19 protein-coding genes are annotated in these 15,704 nt (G+C 47.6%); 11 read left to right on the plus strand and 8 right to left on the minus strand.

Going from position 1 to position 15,704, the window contains the following annotated elements:
* Positions 1 to 13 precede the first annotated feature (13 nt).
* From fliJ to fliF, 5 genes are read right to left on the minus strand one after another with little or no spacing between them, the layout of a single operon-like run.
* On the minus strand, positions 14 to 460 hold the full coding sequence (gene fliJ / locus D3795_RS08855; protein ID WP_156268018.1) for a flagellar export protein FliJ: 447 nt from the start codon (positions 458 to 460) through the stop codon (positions 14 to 16).
* Between the two features lie 2 nt (positions 461 to 462).
* Complete coding sequence (gene fliI / locus D3795_RS08860; RefSeq protein ID WP_156268020.1) at positions 463 to 1,830, minus strand: flagellar protein export ATPase FliI; 1,368 nt, start codon at positions 1,828 to 1,830, stop codon at positions 463 to 465.
* Positions 1,823 to 2,509, minus strand: a complete 687-nt coding sequence (gene fliH, locus D3795_RS08865; RefSeq protein WP_156268022.1) for a flagellar assembly protein FliH — start codon at positions 2,507 to 2,509, stop codon at positions 1,823 to 1,825. Before fliH ends, fliI begins: the two co-directional genes overlap by 8 nt.
* Complete coding sequence (fliG, locus tag D3795_RS08870) at positions 2,493 to 3,521, minus strand: flagellar motor switch protein FliG (RefSeq protein ID WP_216648953.1); 1,029 nt, start codon at positions 3,519 to 3,521, stop codon at positions 2,493 to 2,495. The genes fliH and fliG overlap by 17 nt, the downstream gene beginning before the upstream one ends.
* Positions 3,505 to 5,244: a flagellar basal-body MS-ring/collar protein FliF gene (gene fliF, locus D3795_RS08875; protein WP_313906854.1), complete on the minus strand. Its 1,740-nt coding sequence runs from the start codon at positions 5,242 to 5,244 to the stop codon at positions 3,505 to 3,507. The genes fliG and fliF overlap by 17 nt, the downstream gene beginning before the upstream one ends.
* Before the next feature lie 196 nt (positions 5,245 to 5,440).
* Here fliF and fliE point away from each other — a divergent pair, with 196 nt between their 5' ends.
* Complete coding sequence (fliE, locus tag D3795_RS08880; protein WP_156268026.1) at positions 5,441 to 5,785, plus strand: flagellar hook-basal body complex protein FliE; 345 nt, start codon at positions 5,441 to 5,443, stop codon at positions 5,783 to 5,785.
* 21 nt (positions 5,786 to 5,806) lie between these two features.
* Here the strand turns inward: fliE and D3795_RS08885 are convergent, their stop codons facing one another.
* The 3 genes from D3795_RS08885 to D3795_RS08895 all read right to left on the minus strand — a co-directional run bounded on the left by D3795_RS08885 (position 5,807) and on the right by D3795_RS08895 (position 7,504).
* A complete protein-coding gene (locus D3795_RS08885; protein WP_156268028.1) occupies positions 5,807 to 6,154 on the minus strand; it encodes a flagellar protein FlaG in 348 nt (115 codons plus the stop codon).
* Positions 6,155 to 6,251: 97 nt separating this feature from the next.
* Positions 6,252 to 6,602 (minus strand): hypothetical protein, encoded by a 351-nt coding sequence (locus D3795_RS08890; protein WP_156268030.1) that lies wholly within the window; start codon positions 6,600 to 6,602, stop codon positions 6,252 to 6,254.
* 77 nt (positions 6,603 to 6,679) lie between these two features.
* Positions 6,680 to 7,504 (minus strand): flagellin N-terminal helical domain-containing protein, encoded by an 825-nt coding sequence (locus tag D3795_RS08895; RefSeq protein WP_156268032.1) that lies wholly within the window; start codon positions 7,502 to 7,504, stop codon positions 6,680 to 6,682.
* A gap of 218 nt (positions 7,505 to 7,722) precedes the next feature.
* Here D3795_RS08895 and D3795_RS08900 point away from each other — a divergent pair, with 218 nt between their 5' ends.
* The 10 genes from D3795_RS08900 to motB all read left to right on the plus strand — a co-directional run bounded on the left by D3795_RS08900 (position 7,723) and on the right by motB (position 15,701).
* A complete protein-coding gene (locus D3795_RS08900; RefSeq protein WP_156268034.1) occupies positions 7,723 to 9,438 on the plus strand; it encodes an HD domain-containing phosphohydrolase in 1,716 nt (571 codons plus the stop codon).
* Between the two features lie 149 nt (positions 9,439 to 9,587).
* The gene (gene fliD / locus D3795_RS08905; protein WP_156268036.1) at positions 9,588 to 10,946 is read left to right on the plus strand and encodes a flagellar filament capping protein FliD; all 1,359 of its coding nucleotides are present in this window, start codon (positions 9,588 to 9,590) and stop codon (positions 10,944 to 10,946) included.
* A gap of 11 nt (positions 10,947 to 10,957) precedes the next feature.
* Positions 10,958 to 11,356: a flagellar export chaperone FliS gene (gene fliS / locus D3795_RS08910; protein ID WP_173021013.1), complete on the plus strand. Its 399-nt coding sequence runs from the start codon at positions 10,958 to 10,960 to the stop codon at positions 11,354 to 11,356.
* Positions 11,357 to 11,361: 5 nt separating this feature from the next.
* Entirely contained in the window at positions 11,362 to 11,721 is a 360-nt protein-coding gene (locus tag D3795_RS08915; protein WP_156268038.1) for a flagellar protein FliT, read from the plus strand.
* Positions 11,722 to 11,780: 59 nt separating this feature from the next.
* Complete coding sequence (locus D3795_RS08920) at positions 11,781 to 12,545, plus strand: flagellar hook-length control protein FliK (protein ID WP_156268040.1); 765 nt, start codon at positions 11,781 to 11,783, stop codon at positions 12,543 to 12,545.
* Positions 12,542 to 12,811, plus strand: a complete 270-nt coding sequence (locus tag D3795_RS08925) for an EscU/YscU/HrcU family type III secretion system export apparatus switch protein (RefSeq protein ID WP_156268042.1) — start codon at positions 12,542 to 12,544, stop codon at positions 12,809 to 12,811. Before D3795_RS08920 ends, D3795_RS08925 begins: the two co-directional genes overlap by 4 nt.
* Before the next feature lie 160 nt (positions 12,812 to 12,971).
* A complete protein-coding gene (locus D3795_RS08930; RefSeq protein WP_156268044.1) occupies positions 12,972 to 13,271 on the plus strand; it encodes a flagellar transcriptional regulator FlhD in 300 nt (99 codons plus the stop codon).
* Positions 13,272 to 13,291: 20 nt separating this feature from the next.
* Positions 13,292 to 13,837 (plus strand): flagellar transcriptional regulator FlhC, encoded by a 546-nt coding sequence (flhC, locus tag D3795_RS08935; protein ID WP_156268046.1) that lies wholly within the window; start codon positions 13,292 to 13,294, stop codon positions 13,835 to 13,837.
* A 59-nt stretch (positions 13,838 to 13,896) separates the two neighbouring features.
* Positions 13,897 to 14,760: a flagellar motor stator protein MotA gene (gene motA, locus D3795_RS08940; protein ID WP_156268048.1), complete on the plus strand. Its 864-nt coding sequence runs from the start codon at positions 13,897 to 13,899 to the stop codon at positions 14,758 to 14,760.
* A gap of 2 nt (positions 14,761 to 14,762) precedes the next feature.
* Positions 14,763 to 15,701, plus strand: coding sequence for a flagellar motor protein MotB (gene motB / locus D3795_RS08945; protein WP_156268050.1), 939 nt, complete (start codon positions 14,763 to 14,765; stop codon positions 15,699 to 15,701).
* Positions 15,702 to 15,704 lie beyond the last annotated feature (3 nt).

Here is a 15,704-nt window from a genome sequence, read left to right on the forward strand (position 1 = left end):
CACCTTTTTTCTCCTAACGCAGCCCACGCTGGCGCATGTACATGGCTAACGACAGCTCATCAGCTAGCTTCTGTTCGCGTTTCACTGCAACTTTCACCTCGGCTGCCTGCTTACGGTCAGCTAAAGTTTCATATGACGCCAATTTACGTTGTTTGGTTTGCCAAAATTGCTGGCTTTTATCTACTTTTGTTTCTTGATCAACTAACGCATTTTGTGCTCGCGCCACGGCGCTATCTAAGCTCGCTAAAAACTGGCGATAGTTGGTCAGTAAGTGGCTTGCGATGCCGCATTGCATTTGTTGCTGAAGCTGCAATGCATAGTCGTTTCGATATTGCTGCAGCGTTTGTAACTGCTGCGCAATTTTGTGTTTGTTTTGGCGCTCTTCTGCCAATAACTTGGCCGCTTCATTACGTGCTTTCTCAGCTTGTTCAGTTAAGTGGGCTAAAACAAATCCATTCATGTTCAGGCTACTCCAACTAATTCAGTTAAGCGCTGCTGAGACTGTGCAATCGGCGCTTGTTCCGACATTTTTTGCTGCAAGTACGCTTCCACTTGCGGAAATTTTTGTACCGCTTGGTCAAGTAACGGGTCGTGACCTGGGCTATAAGCGCCAACGCTAATTAAGTCACGATTGCGCTGATACACTGAGAACAATTTTTTCAATCGCTGCGCTTGTTGCTGCTGTCCTAGCGTGGTTACCGATGGCATGACACGACTAATCGATGCTTCAACATCAATGGCTGGGTAATGGCCGCTCTCTGCCAAGTGACGCGACAAGACGATGTGACCGTCAAGAATGGCGCGGGTTGAATCAGCAATCGGGTCTTGTTGGTCGTCGCCTTCAGTTAACACGGTATAAAACGCTGTAATTGAACCACCACCACGCACACCGTTACCTGCGCGCTCAACTAGCGCTGGAATTTTCGCAAACACACTGGGTGGATAGCCTTTCGTGGCTGGTGGTTCGCCAATGGCTAAGGCAATTTCGCGTTGCGCCATAGCAAATCGTGTCAAAGAATCCATGATCAGCAATACGTGCTGACCTTTGTCACGGAAATCTTCTGCTAGGCGTGTGGCGTATGACGCGCCTTGTAAACGCTGCAATGGTGATGAGTCAGCTGGTGCTGCGACGACTACTGAGCGCGCCATGCCTTCTTCACCAAGAATATGGTCGATAAACTCTTGAACCTCACGACCCCGCTCACCAATCAAACCAACCACAATCACGTCAGCTTTGGTAAAGCGTGCCATCATACCGAGTAACACTGACTTACCAACACCGGAACCTGCGAAAAGACCCATGCGTTGGCCGCGACCAACACTAAGCAGGCCGTTGATAGCGCGAATACCCACATCAATTGAGGTATCAATAGGGGCACGAAGCATTGGATTGATGGTTTTGGTTGCCAAATAGCCGTATTCAGCCTGTTTCGGTAACGGTTTGTTATCGAGTGGGCGGCCGCTACCGTCAAGTACACGTCCCAATAAGCTATCGCCCAGTGGAAAACGGCGGCTATCATTGTGACCATCGTTGAGTGGCATGACACGAGCACCAGGCACTAGGCCTTGAACCGCATCCAAAGGCATTAAATAAGTTACTTCACCAGCAAAACCAACCACTTCTGCTTCAACAAGAGCTTCGCCATGTTGTGGCATCTCAATTACACAACTGCTACCTACAGGCAGTTTTAAGCCAACAGCTTCAAGTACCATGCCGGTGGCACGCATTAATCGGCCGCACATATACCACTGCGGTAAGTGCTGCAGACGCTGGTTGACACTGTTGAGTGTCACCTGCCATTGATGCAATTGCTGCTGGGCGTTAGCCATGGCGTCCTCGTAGTTGGTGCACAATGCGTTGCCAACGGGTCTCGATAGTGGCATCGAGCTCGCCGTTAGCGCTAATTAAACGGCATCCGCCGCGTTCAAGACGGTCGTCAGCTCTTAACTTCCAGCCTACCGTGGCAATTTCTTGTTCTAAGTGCTGTTTGACTAGCTCTAAATCTTCAGGGTTAAGCAGTAACACCGGTTTGTCGGTGAGCATTGGGTCTTCGTGTAAAATAGCTCGAATTAACTCTAAAACTTGCTCAGGATTTACTGCTAACGCTTCACCGGCCAGCTGCCGGCCGACGGTTAATGCCAGTTGCAGTAAACTTTCTGATAAATGCGCGTCCATCCCCTGCACAGCGGTATCTGCTTCTTTAATCAGATCAGCAAGCGGTGCTAATGCGGCTTGTAGCTGCCCGTTATATTCAGCTAGGCCTTCTTCACGACCCGCTTTTAAACCCTCTTCATGTCCTGCTTGATAACCTGCCTCGCGTCCTGCTTTTAAGCCTTCTTCATAAGCTTCTTGGCGCGCTTGTTCCCGCAATTGACGCAGTTCACTTTGTTGATCGAACTGCGCTTGCTCTGCTTGTTGCTGCTGTGAGGCATCGCGTCGCTGCTTGGCAGACAACGGTTCCATATTCCAGCTACGCCACTGATTGTTCGTATTAGACGAAGGCATCATCACCACTACTCAACACAATTTCACCCGAGTCGGCCAAACGACGCACCACTTGCAGAATAGCTTTCTGCTCGCTTTCCACTTGTGAAACACGAATTGGCCCACGGGTTTCCATTTCTTCGCGAATAAGCTGTGCGGCGCGTTGCGACATATTGCGTAAGAATTTCTCCACCAAGGCATCGTCGGCACCTTTGAGTGCCACCACCAATGACGTGGTTTCGATCTGGCGTAGCAGTACTTGAATACTGCGGTCGTCGAGATCCATAAGGTTTTCAAACAGGAACATCTCGTCGACTATTTTCTGTGCCAACTCGTCGTTGTATGCGCGAATGTTTTCAAGCGCGGTGTCTTCTTGGCCAGCACTAAGCAAGTTAAGAATTTCCGCAGCCGTGCGCACACCGCCCATTTTGCTGCGTTTCAGCGACTGACCATCGAGCATGCCGCCGAGCACTTCGGTGAGCTCTTGCAACGCCGCTGGCTGCACGCCGGTAAAGGTGGCAACGCGCAATACCACATCGTTGCGCAGGCGTTCGTCAAATAACTCCAACACGCCAGCTGCTTGCGCACGGTCTAAGTGAATCAATATGGTTGCGATAATCTGCGGGTGCTCGTCTTTGATCATCTCCGCCACTTCTGGCACATCCATCATGTTCAGCGCATCAATACCAATGCCGCCAACTTTGTGCTCGAGCACATCTTCAATCAGTGTATTGGCGCGATCTGACCCCAGTGCTTTCGTGAGAACTGAGCGAACGTAATCGTCGTATTTGTCGAGCGAAGGTGTATTGGCTAAATCACCATGAAACATCTCAAGCACAGCTTTAATGTCGGCATGTGACACATCCGAAAGCTTCGTCATTTCTTTACTGATTTTCTGAATCTGATTTGGCGGAAAATGCTTGAACACTTCTGCGGCTGATTCTTCTTCCAGCATCAATAACAGCAGCGCCGTACGACGCAAACCGGTCATTTCTTTAGCGACACTTTTGTCATGTGCGTTAGACGTGGTCATCATCGTTCATCCAATTCTGTAAAATGCGAGCCACTTGGCGCGGATTGGTTTGTGCGATTTCTTTCGCTTTGGCTAAGGCTTGTGTGTAGTTCTTGTTGTTGCGCTGTTCTGGCCAATGGAAACTATCGCCTTGATCTTCGGCAATGTTCGAATCATCTTCAGCATCGTAGTTGGAACCATCTTTGCGACGACGTTTCACTACAACTTCTTCCATGTCGTCATCATCGCCAACTACAGCACGAAGCGTGCCTTTGCCATGCGTTGTTGTGGCATTAGTGGTCGGTGAGACATGCACATAGCGCTTCATAATAGGACGTAGTAGCAATAAGTAGAGCAAGAGGATGCCAATACCAGCTAACACATAGCGCACGAGATTTTGCGCAAGTTGCATCACGGCTGGTTGTTTATACCAAGGCTCTTCAATAATGGTTTCTTCGTTATTTACAAACGGGCTGTTTACCACTTCAATTTGGTCACCGCGCGCTTCTTGGAAGCCCATCGCTTGGCGTACTAGGCGATTAATATACTCAAGCTCTTCAGCACTACGAGGCACTAATTTAGGGTTACCTTCTTCATCCAGCACCGTGCGGTGGTTAATCACGATCGCTGCGGATAATCGCTCAAGTTGACCACGCTGATGATCGACATGCTCAACAAAACGGTCGAGCTCGTAGTTCACCACTTGGTCTTGCTGCACAGCGCGAGAGCCTGTGGCCGCAGTCGTTTCAGTCTCATCGCCTTCGGCTGTTGTTTCGATTGGTGATGGTTCAACGCCCGGCGGTGTATTGGTTAATGCGCCAGGAACGCCCATGGCACCAGCGCCACTGCCTTGTAAATTGGTGTTGCGCTGAATGCTTCGAATGGCCGCTGTTTCAGCGGTTTGGTTTGGACTATAGCGCTCAGCCGTTGCTTCACGTTTAGAAAAATCAACCTGCGCAACAACCTGCGCTTTGATGTTGTCGCGACCCAAAATGGGTATCAATATATTTTCAATACGCTGCTGATAAGACTGCTCAACCTGCTGAATGTAATCAAGCTTCGAGCCACTCAAAGCGTCGTCGCGGTTATTCTGTGAGAGCAGCGCACCATATTGATCAACTACAGTAACATTGTCTGGAGCAAGTTCAGGGACACTGCTTGAGACCATATGAATAATGGCTTGTACTTGGCCGTCACCAAGTTTGCGTCCTGGGTGTAACGTTAGAATAACCGAAGCTTTCGCTGGCTCGCGTTCACGCACGAATACCGACGCTTTCGCCATGGCTAAATGCACGCGCGCTTTTTGCACTGGGCCTAATGATTCCATCGAGCTAGCAAGCTCGCCCTCAAGTGCTCGCTGGAAATTGACTTGCTCAGCAAATTGACTAATACCAAACGCTTGGTTGTCCATCAGCGAGAAACCAGCATTGCCGCCTTGCGGTAAGCCTTGCTCAGCCATTTGTAGGCGTAATTTATGAACTTGGTCACTTGGCACCAAAATTGTACCGGCACTGTTGAGCTGATAAGGAATTTGGCGCGCGTCTAGTTCAGTCACAATGCGACCGCCGTCGGCTTCGCTTAAGTTGCTATACAACACACGATATTCTGGTGCGCTTGCCCACATCACCAACGCAAACACCAAGCCAATAAACGCCGCACCGCCAATTAGTAGGGGTACTAAACCGCTTTGCTTCAGCTTATTCAGCCATTGCGGCGGCGCTGCATTCGCCGCTGCTGGACTGTTCATTGTTTGTGCTTGCGTTGCTTCCATTGGGTATCTCAATTCAATTTGTGCACGGATTTATCTACTGCACATTATGCGTAAGGCAACGCAAGTCAAAGTGGTAATAAACGCACTTTTTTATGCTTTATTGCTCGCTTCACTTTTGTAATGACTGGGTATAGTTGCTGCAATCAAAGAAGTGGGTGAGAAGGAATTAGCAATGAGCGTACCGGCTATTCAAACCGCATTACAGCAAATGCAAATCATGAAGGCGGAGGTTGCTGCACCAGCGGCGGCTAAAGTTAACCTGAATGTACAACCTGGGGTTGAACAAGCGCAAAAGGGCGGTTTTGCGGGTGAGTTGAAAAGCTCAATTGAGCGTATTAACTCGCTTCAGCAAGCGTCTGCTGCCACTACAACAGCCTTCCAGTTGGGCGATCCGAACGTGTCATTGAATCAAGTGATGGTCGACAAGCAAAAGGCAGGCTTAGCATTTGAAATGGGCGTGCAAGTGCGCAATAAACTCGTAAGTGCTTACAAAGATATTATGAATATGCAGGTATAGAATTGGACTTGCGGAAGAGGCTTATGCCTCTTCACGCACTAATAATCCACTCATTTCATGCAAATGCTGAGCAATACGCAACACTTCTTCGTTTGGTATTTGACGAATCACTTCGCCGGTGTCTTGGCTCACAACTTTCACAATCGTGCGGCCTGACCCATCATCAAACTCAAAATGAATGCCATAGTTATTCATGACTTCATTAATCTGTTGAACTGGTTTCACTAACTCGTCTTTTTTTATTTCTCGTTGCGCTTCGCTTTGACGCACTGCAGGTAATTGCTGCAATACGCGGTCTAGTCGCTGCTTTTCAGCGGCAGCGGTTGTCACCGGCCAATTTGAAGTGGCTTCATTAATTGGGGTAGCCATAGTGTTATCTCCAAAATACGAAAATATTTTTCGCTTACATTGGAATATCGGCTGAAAACGTACAAACTTTAGCCGGTTTTTCTAGCTCTAATCCTTCTTACAAAGTCGAAGCTAATTCACTGACTTTGTTATATAAATTCATGATGGCAGAAAGTGCAACGCGCTCGCTGTCATCCAATTCCAAATAGGTGTTCTCGGCACGCCGGCCTTCCGGCTTAATAATATGAGCGTAACGGGTCAACAGATGCTCTAAATTCATCTGAATCATCATCAGTTCCAGCTGAAACTCCTGCTGATAAACCTGATATTTTTCCTGTTGCTGCGCATCCTTGCTGTTTTCAATAGCGGCTTTGAGTTTGCTTTCCAAAATGAACTCGACCGTTTTTAGCTTAGGTATCACATCATTGATCAGTTGCTCTGATGTGACGGTTGCGCTTACAGAATTCATCGCTGTTATCCTACCTGCCTACAAACAAAACAGGCCCCCTAAGGAGCCTGCTATTAAGTTTGGCACTAGTTGAGGTATTAACCCAACAGTGACAATACTGACTGTGGTACTTGGTTTGCCTGTGCCAGTACTGAAGTACCAGCCTGCTGCAAGATCTGAGCACGAGTCATGTTTGATACTTCAACTGCATAGTCAGCATCTTCGATACGTGAACGTGCCGCTGATAAGTTAGTTGAAGTTGTTGCTAAGTTTTCAACTACTGAATCAAAGCGGTTCAGGGTCGCACCCAAAGTGCTGCGCGAGGTGTCAATTGTTGCCATGGCGGTATCAACGGCATCAATTGCTGCTTGAGCATTTACAGCGCTATCAACAGTCAAAGCGTTTACGCCAAGTGTTGCTGAAGTTGCGTCTACAGTAGCGACTTGAATTGAATCATTTGCAGTTGTGTTTGCGCCAACTTGAATCTGTAATGGTGCTAGAGCGCTTCCGTCAAGCAAGTTTGTGCCGTTGAAGCTTGCGCCGCCAGCAATACGGTCGATTTCCGCAACACGCTCGGTGATTTCTGTTTGAATTGAAGTACGGTCATCAGCGCTGTTAGTATCAGAAGCTGCTTGAACTGCCAATTCACGAATACGTTGCAAGTTGTCGTTGATTTGGTTTAAGCCGCCTTCCATGGTTTGCACCATAGAGATACCGTCGTTTGCGTTACGCTGAGCTTGACGCATACCAGTAATTTGTGCAGTCATGCGGTTAGCAATTGCTTGACCCGCTGCATCGTCTTTGGCGCTGTTGATACGCAGGCCTGAAGACAGACGTTCCATTGAAGTTTGCAGTGAAGACTGTGACTTCTGGAGGTTTTGCTGACCGATCAGTGAGGTCATGTTTGTGTTGATAACTGACATAGTCTTATTCCTTCTGTTTCCAAATTAGGCTGCCTAGTTTGGCCTGCCGTCGCTAAGGGTTATCGGTGGCTGTAAAAAAACCTTTAGAAATTTTTTTCAAAAAGCGAAAAATATTTTCGAATGCCACAACAACGCTTGCTATATTAAGGGCTAACTAAAGGCATGAGCGCTTATGCCGATAAATGGAATCAGATTATAACTAAGGAAAGGAGCATCGCGTGAGCGAGGCCAGTCAACACGCTCAAACGAGCGAAAATGAATTTACGCCAATAAATAGCTTGGTTGAACTTGCGACATATTATGACGCATTGAGTCAGCCGGGCGTGGCGGTGTTGACGCTGCTTGGGCCTGCGGAAAAAGATCATCCGGTAGTGCTGGTTGAACAACTCGAAGAAGATTACCTCCTTTTTGATCTCACCGCGATTCGTGATGTTGCGCCGCCTCTGCGTCGCGGTGGCAAATTTATCCTTTCCGGTTTCACGCCAGGCGGACTCGTCCGCTCAAACCCCATGTCAATTCGTGAATTCACCACGGTTGATAGTCGTTTATTAGCTTACGCTGATTGGCCCACTGAAATTCATGTGAAGCAACGCCGAGCAAGTTTCCGTGCGAGTTTGCGTATTGGCATGAACGTGGGTGTGCATGTGCGCACCAAAGATAACGATAAAGATGAATTAGTCGAGTTGCAGGGCGACTTAAAAGACTTATCGGCGACCGGCTGTTTGGCCGAATTCTTTATGCAAGACGGCGTGTCGCGGGTATTGCCCGATATTGCAACAGAGATTGAACTGTATTTTCCAAACGGAACATCATTTGAAGTTAAAGCCAAAGTGCGGCATTTGAAAACAGATAATGATCGGCAAGTTTTGGCGGTTGGTTTTGAGTTTGAAAATGTGAGTCAGCCGCAAGAGCGTGAAATTTGGGGTTATGTACGTGAAATTGAGCGTGAAGCTTCACGTAGCGCGGGTAACGGGGATAGCCGCAGTGAATCAGAGTTATTCCGCGTTCGTGATGAGAACGATATGAAGTTGAGCCGCCGTCATGGGCATACTTATGCGACACCAATGGCTCGGAAAATGGCCCGCATTGCTGGTTATCTTGATAGCCAGATGGTCGTGATGAAGCAAGGCCAAGCGGTGAATTCATCGCAGCTGTCGCTTCATGCGGACCGAATTTTGGACATGCTCGAAGATGATCGCCAGGAAACCTTGTTTTCAGTGCATTGTATTCATCGCGAATCGCGTTGGGTAAAACACGGTCTTGCTGTGGCGGTACGTTTAGCGGACTTGTTGAATGCCGCGAAGATGCCGCGCGATTTGCGCAAGGCAGTAGTTGCTGCGGCAATGGTTCATGATCTCGGTAAAGGGACGCTTCCTCCAGAAATTTGGAAGGCGACCACGCTAAGCACTGATATTTATGAAGAAATGCAAAGCCATGTGGAAGCTATTATTGAGAAGCTTAGTGGCGTCAAGTGGCTTGCTCCGGTGGTGAGAGACAATGTGATTGCACAAATCAATGAACGCTTGGATGGTTCGGGTTATCCAAATGGATTGAAAGACAAGCAACTTGGTCAGTTAGCGCGAGCGGCGGCGGTGGTTGATGCAATTGACGCGGTTCAACGCCACCGACCAGATCGCCCAGCGATAACGCCAGTTGCTGCCGGTAAGTCAATGCAAACACGGCTGGAGCAGTTTGATGAAGCCTGGGTGAAAAGGTATGTTGCTCACTTTGGCCCACTTCCAATTGGTTCGTTGCTACGTTTTGAAAAAGGGCAGTTCGGTTGGGTTGTTGGCCTCGATGCCAAAAAGCGAGTCAACCGTATACGTCTTTCACCTCATAAATTGGCACCTGATGATAAGTTAGGCCCGCCCATTGAAGGCGCTGCTTTGGCCGAATTAGGGCGCATTCGTGACGTTTTAATACCGGAAAGTTAAATCATTTCTTCGGTAAGTAAAAAAATCTCTAAAGTTGAACAAATTGTCGCCGATAAACATGAATAGGCGTGTTTTGCGTCGCTTTTTATCGGTTTTGAATTGAATTTATTCATGCAAACTGATTGGTATGAGAAATAGGGGTTAGCACCATGGCATCAATAGCAGCATTAGGTATCGGTTCGGGCCTCGACCTGAACGGCTTACTAAATCAGCTGGAAGCAGCTGAGCGGCAGCGCCTACAACCGATCTCGTTACAGCAAAAGAGCTTTGAAGCGAGAATTTCTGCCTATGGCAAGCTACAGAGCGCGTTAACTAAATTTCAAGACGCAACTAGCGCTCTCAATTTAACGCCAACATTTAAAGCGACGAAAAGCTCAGTTAATTCTGATGTGCTGACTGTTGCCGCTGCATCGAATACACCGACGGGTACCTTCGACGTCAATGTGACGGGGTTAGCTAGAAGCTATAGCATCGCGACTCAGGGAGTTACTGATAGTGCTGCACAAATTGGAACAGGTACGGGAAATGTAAGCTTAACTCTAGCGAATGGTACAACACATAGTATCGATTTAGCGGATGGCGCAACGTCGTTAGAAGATATTCGAAGTGCCGTAAATAACGCACAAACTGATGTTCAAGCTTCAATTATAAATGATGGAAGCGGTAGCCCATATCGGTTGGTTTTTAGTTCCGCAAGCACAGGAACCGATTCTGCTATTGCTGATATCACATTCGGAGGCGCTCTTGCTGGCAATGTGGCGACGGATGTCTCTACTGAAGTGGCTGCATCAAATGCAACGCTTTCGGTCAATGGTGTTGCTATTACTAGTCAGACAAATGTTGTAGAGAATGCAATTCAAGGTGTAACGCTTTCGTTGGCGAAAGAAGGGCAAGCGCAAGTCAGTATTACGCGTGATGCCGAATCAATTTCAGGAAATGTGAACGACTTTGTTGCGTCATTTAATGAGCTCCAGCAACTCATTACTGATATGACGAAATACGACGAAGGCTCACAAGTTGCTGGCCAGTTGTTAGGTGACAGTGGCGTGAGAACGATCGAATCTCGTCTTCGAAACCTGCTGAGTGAGACGGTTGCTAGTCAGTTTACCAAGCTTGGTGATATTGGCATTTCGCGAGAACTTGGCGGCAAGTTAAAGGTGGATGAAGAAGCGCTCGCAAATGTCGTCCAAAATGACTTGCCAATGTTGCAAGAGTTTTTCGCAGGTACAGATACTATAGAAGGCTTTGCCGACAAGGCAAAGACAACGCTGAGTAATCTTTTAGCCGATGAAGGCCCAATCAATAGTCGAATCAAAGGGTTCGAGAGTACGCTCGAGCGCTTAGATGACCGTTACTTCCAAGAAGAACAACGAATTGCATCAACAGTGGAAATCTATCGTAAGCAATTCGCACAAATGGACAGCATGATTGCGAGCATGAATTCAACCAGTGCTTATTTACAGCAACAGTTTGCTTCGCTGAATGCGCAATTAGGCCAAGGTAACTAGAGGTAATTATCATGTACGGTATGCGTGGTGCAGCAGCTTATGGTCGTGTGGATGTCGAGAGTCATGTGCTTTCAGCAAGCCCGCACAAACTCATTGCAATGTTGTTTGACGGCGTTGAGAAACAGATTAAAGCGGCGAAGTTGCATATGCAGAACGGCAATGCTTCAGAGAAAGGCAGCGCCATCGCCAAGGCAACCGATATCGTGCACATGGGTTTAATCGCTGCGCTAGATAAAGAAAAAGGTGGCGAATTAGCTGAACGCTTAGAGTCTATTTACTTATACGTGAGTGAACTCTTATTGAAAGCGAACTTGAAGAACGATATCGCCAAATTAGATGAAGCGGCAGAGCTACTGGAGCAAATTGGTTCTGCTTGGAAAGAGATTCAACCACAGGTTGAAAGGGCGTAAGGCACGTGGCCGCGCAACCACAATTAAAACGTGACTATTTAATGTCGCCGACGGAGGTCATTATGTCGTATCAGACGCTACTGGAACATTCGAACAGAATGCTCGCCAGTGTGCGCAACGAAGACTGGGAAGCCTTAATTGAAACGGAAGTAGAGTACGTTCGTGAGGTTGAAAAGTTGAGCCACGCCGAAGCCGGAGTTGAGTTGTCTGAGGACCAGCAACTTAGCAAATTACAACTTTTGAGCACCATCATGGATCAAGATCGCGAGATTCGGGAGCGGTTAGTCGCGCGTCGCACCATGTTGGAGCAGACGTTGCTCAGCATGCAGAAAAAGCAAAAGCTCGAGCATACCTATAGCAGTTGAGTAGCATAACTCCCCTGTTGGATACCTTGGTCCACCAAGTTGCCAAGCAACGTTCAACGGTGGACCTCCTACCTCGCCACACCTTGCCAGTGGCACCCATTCAAGCAACCGCAAGTACCACTGAATTTAGCCAGGCCGGTCAACAAATCGCTAGGCTAATTCAATTAATTCAGTCGTTTCAGCAACAATTGCCGCAGCCTATGCAGTCTTCTCAGCAACACATGGGGGGGCATATCAAACCGAATGCACCGTTATTTCCAGCGTCAACGCAGCTCGACACACTGACGCTGATGGGGCGATTGCAGACAATTGTGAAAGACTCAGGATTATTTTACGAAGCGTTATTAGCCCGCTGGGCCGCTGAGAAAATCCCATTCATGCAGGTACGCCAGCAACCACATAATCTTGGTCAATTTCGAGCAAACTCACCACAAATACAAACAATTTTAGGTCAACAACTCGAGTTACTTAATTCAGGTATCATTCGCATAGACACTGAATTGTGGCCACAAGCGCATTTGCAGTGGTTGGTGCAGCCTGATGTGAATCCTCTGGTACAACGCTGGCGCGATGAACAACGTCGTAAACAAGGAGAAGAACCAGAGCCGCCGGCGTGGACAAGTGAATTGAAGCTAACGTTGCCGCAGGTGGGAGAGATACGCGCTCAGATGCGGTTGTCACAAAAGCATCTCACAATGCAGTTACAATGCGCGGAGCCATTGGTTGCATCATTGCAAGAAGCTACGACGCGATTAATGACGCGGTTGCGGTTGGGAGCTGGCGTAGAAATAGACAATATTCCTGTTTCGAGGTTACCGCAATGAGCGATGACAATTCCAAAGACAAAAAAGCGGTTGCTTTGCGTTATAAAGAGTTCGAACCTGCGCCAATAGTTGTCGCAAAAGGTGAAGGATTGATCGCGGATAAGATCATTGCCTTGGCAAACGAACATCATGTGTTTGTGCATGATTCACCAGAATTGGTCGATCTTTTGTCGCAAATTGATCTCGATGAGTATGTACCGCAAACGCTTTGGTTAGTTGTTGCAGAGTTGTTGATATGGGCAAAGTCGGTGGAAGCAAGCCACTGATTAACCGTTTTTCACTGCAGTTAGAAAAACAAAAATGCAACATAATATTATGAAGTGTAGACTGTAAAGATTGATCTTTACTATTGACTAACAGTGTTAAATTTTGCTAAAGATCGCATCAAGAATCAAAAACAATCAGCAGTGTTGGAGAAATGCTCCCATGAGTCACAGCAAGACTATTTCTGAACTTCAGGAATTAAACCTCAGTTATCTGATGTTGGTTCAGAAATTAATCGTCGAAGATCGCGATACCGCAATTTTCCGATTAAAAATCGACGATGAATTAGCTGATCTCATTGCTGATATGTCCGCGAAAGAATTAACCATGTTGGCGCGCCAACCACAAAGCCTTTTACAACCTAATTTGGGTCCGGTAAGTCAGTTGAAAGCAATTTTGACAAACAAACGGGATACCGGAATGCAGGCAACTCATTTAGCGATGTACATGGCGTCAGCTTAAATATGAAAGAAGAGTCATAGATGACCGCCAAAAAACTTCTTGAAGAACTCAACCAAGTGCAGCTTGCAATAGAGCTCATTGAACTTGGTGCGCGCTTGCAAGTTCTGGAGTCTGAGGTGAGTTTAAATCGCGGCCGTTTGGTAAGGTTGTATAAAGAAGTGTCGGGTAAATCTCCGCCCAAAGGGATGCTGCCATTTTCAACCGATTGGTTCATGACCTGGCAGCCGAACGTGCACTCATCGTTCTTCTATAATATTTACTCAAAGTTGCGTGAAGGGCAGAGATTAGAGCGCATGCAGGCCTTTATTAAGGCCTACAAACTCTACCAAGAACATATCCAATTAAGCGGCGAAGAAGAAGTTTTAGCTTTAACGAGAGCTTGGACGCTTGTACGCTTTTTTGAAAGTGATATGTTCCAGTTGTCTAAATGCACCTGCTGCGGGCTTCAATTCGTCAATCACGCCCACACACCAGACGCCGATTATGTTTGCGGTGTTTGCCAACCGCCGTCGCGCGCAGGAAAACCACTCAAACAAAAAACCTTAAAAATTCGAAAAGAAATTTAAGTCTCCCTCTGACGCGCCGATAAAGTTTTTAGATGTGTTTATAGAAAAAGGAAGCGGCCGTGTTAATAGCGATCGGTTTTGTTGTGGTGTTATTGTCCGTGTTTGGCGGCTTCGTGTTAGCCGGTGGTGCGCTGGGCCCTATTTTCCAACCGCTCGAGTTATTGATTATAGGTGGCGCCGGAATAGGCTCGTTTATTGCGGCGAATAACGGTAAAGCTATTAAGGCTACGTTGCAATCAGTCAAGCGGTTTAAGCGCTCTACCCAGTACAATAGCGAAACCTACCTAGAACTCCTTGCGGTTATTTACAAATTGCTCAATAAAATGCGTCGCGACGGTATGTTGGCTGTTGAACGAGATATTGAGAATCCAGAAGAGAGTGCGATTTTCCAAGAGCATCCAGACGTTCTTGAAGACACCATGATGCTGAATTTTATTGCCGATTATCTACGCCTCATGATCAGTGGCAATATGAATCCGCAAGAACTCGATGAGCTCATGCTGCATGAAATTGAGACTTTTGAGGCCGAAGCTGAAATACCTGGTGATGCCTTACATAAAGTTGGCGATGCGATGCCGGCATTCGGTATTGTGGCGGCAGTACTTGGTGTTGTTCGAGCACTCAGTACAGCCGATGTGCCGCCAGATGTTATGGGTACGATGATTGCTCACGCTCTGGTAGGCACGTTCTTAGGTATTTTGTTGGGTTACGGTTTTATTAACCCATTAGCAAGCCGCGTTGAACGCCAGGTTGCTGAACTCGTGAAAACGTTGCAAGTGATACGCGTCACACTGTTGGCAAGCATGCACGGATACGCACCGCAATTAGCGGTTGAGTTTGGGCGAAAAGCGTTGCACACCTCTGAGCGACCAACCTTTACTGAACTAGAAGACCATGTTCGTGGCGCCAAAGCGGAGTCGTAGTCATGGCTGATGAACATCGCCCGATAATCATTCGACGAAAGAAAATTGTCAAAAAGCACCATGGCGGCAGTTGGAAAATTGCGCTTGCGGACTTTATGACGGCGTTAATGGCGTTGTTCTTGGTGATGTGGATTTTGTCGATGTCGAGCGAGAAAGATCGCCAAAGCATTTCGGAATATTTCCGTACACCGTTGTTAGTTTCCATGGCCGGCGGTGAGCGTTCAAGTAACGCAGCAAGCGTGATTCAAGGTGGTGGCGCCGATCCAACCCACATGGAAGGTGAGCAGGCGCGAATTGATTTGCGACGAGAATCACGCCCATCTGATGTGCGTCGGCATTTTAACGAAATTCGTCGTCGCGTTGAGGCCGCCATTGAGGCGGACCCGGTATTACGTGCTTTGAAAGCGCAATTACAGTTCGATGTGACCCGTGAGGGCTTGCGGATCATGATGCTAGATACCGAAACAAAACCCATGTTTGAAGTGGGAAGTGACCGTATAGCACCGTATATGGAGCGCTTACTCCGAACCTTAGCGCCGTTGCTGAATGAAATTCCGAACGAGGTTACTATCAGTGGCCATACCGATAGCTTGCCTTATGCTGGTGGTGAGCGTGGCTATAGCAACTGGGAGCTTTCGGCTGATCGTGCCAATGAATCGCGCAAAGCGTTATTAGATGGTGGTTTTGAGCCCGAACGATTATTACTAGTGATGGGTGCTGCGGATCGAATTCCGCTAGACGGAACCGAGCCTGATGACCCACGTAACCGCAGAATTACGATTGTGGTACATACCTTTGAATCGGCTGAATTTATTAAGCGCCAAGGCTTTTTCCCGCAAGATCAACTAGAGCTTGAGGCTAGCCTAGAACCGGATGTGCGACAACTAAACGAAGAATTTCAGCGTGCGACCAACGCAACCGACCAAACAAAACAGAAATAAGGG

Origin of the sequence: Pseudidiomarina andamanensis (assembly GCF_009734345.1) — a bacterium.
GTDB lineage: Bacteria > Pseudomonadota > Gammaproteobacteria > Enterobacterales > Alteromonadaceae > Pseudidiomarina > Pseudidiomarina andamanensis.

What these genes read in the sequence shown, in the direction of transcription:
- fliE (WP_156268026.1), top strand. Translation starts at nt 5,441, where the DNA reads ATGAGCGTACCGGCTATTCAAACCGCATTACAGCAAATGCAAATCATG.
- fliJ (WP_156268018.1), bottom strand. Translation starts at nt 460, where the DNA reads ATGAATGGATTTGTTTTAGCCCACTTAACTGAACAAGCTGAGAAAGCA.
- fliF (WP_313906854.1), bottom strand. Translation starts at nt 5,244, where the DNA reads ATGAACAGTCCAGCAGCGGCGAATGCAGCGCCGCCGCAATGGCTGAAT.
- fliS (WP_173021013.1), top strand. Translation starts at nt 10,958, where the DNA reads ATGTACGGTATGCGTGGTGCAGCAGCTTATGGTCGTGTGGATGTCGAG.
- fliH (WP_156268022.1), bottom strand. Translation starts at nt 2,509, where the DNA reads ATGATGCCTTCGTCTAATACGAACAATCAGTGGCGTAGCTGGAATATG.
- flhC (WP_156268046.1), top strand. Translation starts at nt 13,292, where the DNA reads ATGACCGCCAAAAAACTTCTTGAAGAACTCAACCAAGTGCAGCTTGCA.
- motB (WP_156268050.1), top strand. Translation starts at nt 14,763, where the DNA reads ATGGCTGATGAACATCGCCCGATAATCATTCGACGAAAGAAAATTGTC.
- fliD (WP_156268036.1), top strand. Translation starts at nt 9,588, where the DNA reads ATGGCATCAATAGCAGCATTAGGTATCGGTTCGGGCCTCGACCTGAAC.
- D3795_RS08930 (WP_156268044.1), top strand. Translation starts at nt 12,972, where the DNA reads ATGAGTCACAGCAAGACTATTTCTGAACTTCAGGAATTAAACCTCAGT.
- D3795_RS08925 (WP_156268042.1), top strand. Translation starts at nt 12,542, where the DNA reads ATGAGCGATGACAATTCCAAAGACAAAAAAGCGGTTGCTTTGCGTTAT.
- D3795_RS08895 (WP_156268032.1), bottom strand. Translation starts at nt 7,504, where the DNA reads ATGTCAGTTATCAACACAAACATGACCTCACTGATCGGTCAGCAAAAC.
- fliI (WP_156268020.1), bottom strand. Translation starts at nt 1,830, where the DNA reads ATGGCTAACGCCCAGCAGCAATTGCATCAATGGCAGGTGACACTCAAC.
- fliG (WP_216648953.1), bottom strand. Translation starts at nt 3,521, where the DNA reads ATGATGACCACGTCTAACGCACATGACAAAAGTGTCGCTAAAGAAATG.
- D3795_RS08890 (WP_156268030.1), bottom strand. Translation starts at nt 6,602, where the DNA reads ATGAATTCTGTAAGCGCAACCGTCACATCAGAGCAACTGATCAATGAT.
- D3795_RS08885 (WP_156268028.1), bottom strand. Translation starts at nt 6,154, where the DNA reads ATGGCTACCCCAATTAATGAAGCCACTTCAAATTGGCCGGTGACAACC.